General features: G+C 66.1%; 2 protein-coding genes. Both read left to right on the top strand.

From position 1 onward, the window contains the following. The first annotated feature begins 238 nt into the window (after positions 1-238). Positions 239-1,975, top strand: a complete 1,737-nt coding sequence (locus ACTHLF_RS20620) for a DUF4166 domain-containing protein (protein WP_440330010.1) — start codon at positions 239-241, stop codon at positions 1,973-1,975. A gap of 139 nt (positions 1,976-2,114) precedes the next feature. Next, positions 2,115-2,324, top strand: a complete 210-nt coding sequence (locus tag ACTHLF_RS20615; protein ID WP_440330008.1) for a ParD-like family protein — start codon at positions 2,115-2,117, stop codon at positions 2,322-2,324. The last annotated feature ends 40 nt before the right edge of the window (positions 2,325-2,364 follow it).

The raw sequence follows: 2,364 nt of genomic DNA, 5'->3' as shown, positions 1-2,364 counted from the left end.
TGGGGTGGAAGCCGCGTTCGCGCGAGGATGCGATCGTGGCGAGCGCGGAAAGCCTGATCCGGCTCGGCCTGGTTGGCTGAGCAACCTGCACGTTCTTGTGGGAGCGCGCTTGCGCGCGATCCAGGCTACGAATGACCCCATCGCGCGCAAGCGCACTCCCACAGGGTCGGGGCGATATTGACGGCCGCGGCGCCATTCGCAACAGTGCGCGAACCTTTAGCCGCGAGAGTTGCCACGGATGGACGACCGCTTTGATGGAACGCAGGGGCAGGACGCCGCGAGTGCGGCCACGCGTGAACGAGCTCGACACGCCGGCCTGGGGAAGATCCTCATTCTCGGCGGTTACGGCGTCTTCGGCGGACGCCTTGCGCGGTTGCTCTCCGATATCCCGGAGCTCGAACTCGTCATCAGCGGCCGCGATCTGGCGCGGGCCGAGGCGTTTTGCGCCGCGTACCACGGCGTCGCGACGGTCCGCCCGCTTAAGCTCAACCGGCTCGACATCGCGGAGTTTCTCAGCGTCGATCGCCCTGACCTGGTTGTCGATGCATCAGGCCCGTTCCAGGACTACGGCGATGCCCCCTACGTCGTCATCGAAGCCTGCATCGCCGCCGGCGTGGACTATCTCGATTTCGCCGATGCGGCTGACTTCGTCTTCGGTGTCGCGGCGCTCGATGCGAACGCAAAACAGGCAGGCGTGTTCGCGCTCTCCGGTGTAAGCAGCTTCCCCGTGCTCACGGCGGCTGTGCTGCGCGAGCTGGGTCGCACGATGGACATCGTCAGCGTGGAGGGTGGCATCGCGCCATCGCCGTATGCGGGCATCGGCCTCAACGTGATGCGCGCCGTGGTCGGGTATGCCGGCGTGCCAGTGAAACTATGGCGCGATGGCAAGCCCGGGCAGGGCATGGGCCTGGCGGAAAGCATGCGCTTCACCGTCGCCGTGCCCGGCAAGCTGCCTCTGCACACTATCCACTTCTCCCTGGTGGATGTCCCGGACCTGCAGGTGCTCCCTCCGGAACATCCGACCATGCGCGATATCTGGATGGGGGCGGGCCCGGTGCCCGAGATACTCCACCGCATCCTCACCCTGCTGGCCAAGGCTCGCGCGCATTTCCAGACGCCATCCTTCGCGCCGCTATCGCCGCTGTTCTACTGGGTACTCAACCGGACGCGCTTCGGCGAACACCGCGGGGGCATGTTTGTACGGGCGCGAGGGACCGCACAGGGCAGGCCGGTCGAACGCAGCTGGCACCTGCTCGCGGAGGGCGATGACGGCCCGTACATCCCTTCGATGGCGATCGAGGCGCTCGTGCGCAAGATGCTGAAGGGCGAGCGCCCCGAACCGGGCGCACGCCCGGCCACGTGCGCACTTGAACTCGCCGACTACGACGAGCTGTTCGAGGGTCGCTCGATCTATACAGGCTTTCGGGCGGATGAGGCGGGCGCGCCGCTTTACGAGCGCATCCTGGGCTCAGCGTTCGCGCGCCTTCCACCCCGCCTGAAGGAGCTACACGGCACCTCTGCGGCGCGGGAGTGGGTGGGCAGTGCCGAGGTCCGCCACGGCGGCGGACGGCTGGCGGGCCTCGTCCGCGCGCTGATTGGCTTCCCCAAGGCAGGCAAGGACATCCCGTTGCGTGTGAACTTCACACCCGATGGTGACGGGGAACGCTGGACGCGCACGTTCGCCGGCAAGCCTTTCCATTCGCATCAAGCAGAAGGCCGGGGCCGCGATGCGCACCTGATGGTCGAGCGTTTCGGCGCGGCCACGTTCGGCCTCGCATTGGTGGTGGAAGGCGAGCGTCTCCTCCTGATTCCGCGGCGCTGGAAGTTCCTGGGCCTGCCGATGCCGGGGTTCCTGTTGCCCAAGGGCATCAGCTTCGAGCATGAGGAGGCCGGCAGGTTCTGCTTCGATGTGGACATTTCCGCGCCACTCTTCGGCCTGATCGTCGCCTACAAAGGCTCGCTGACGCCGTTGTAGGAGGGCGCTGTGGGAGCGGGCTGTGGGAGCGTGCTTGCACGCGATGGGTGCTCGCGCTACCGCCCAATCGCGCGCAAGCGCGCTCCCACAAGAGTCCATCGAGCTTGCATCAAATATACGAACCATATATGGTCCATATATGGGTATCGTAAACATCGATGATGAAACGCACGACCAGATCCGCCGCGCCTGCACGGTGACGGGCCGGTCGATCAATGCGCAAGCGAATTTCTGGATCCGGATCGGGATGCTCTGCGAGCTCAACCCGTCGCTGAGTTTCCAGGAGATCGTGGCGCAGGAGTTGCGGGAGGCCGGGGTGGAACCGCTGGCCTTGCGCGCGGCACGTTAGTGGTCAAGCGACCCGACGAGCTGGCCGCGATGGCCGAGGC

The organism is Luteibacter sp., from assembly GCF_051958795.1.
Taxonomy (GTDB): Bacteria; Pseudomonadota; Gammaproteobacteria; order Xanthomonadales; family Rhodanobacteraceae; genus Luteibacter.
The sequence above is the reverse complement of the archived record's forward strand: the minus strand, read 5'-3'. Positions and strand labels throughout refer to the sequence as shown.

Coding starts and splice junctions, on each gene's coding strand:
- ACTHLF_RS20615 (WP_440330008.1), top strand. CDS start 2,115: ATGGGTATCGTAAACATCGATGATGAAACGCACGACCAGATCCGCCGC.
- ACTHLF_RS20620 (WP_440330010.1), top strand. CDS start 239: ATGGACGACCGCTTTGATGGAACGCAGGGGCAGGACGCCGCGAGTGCG.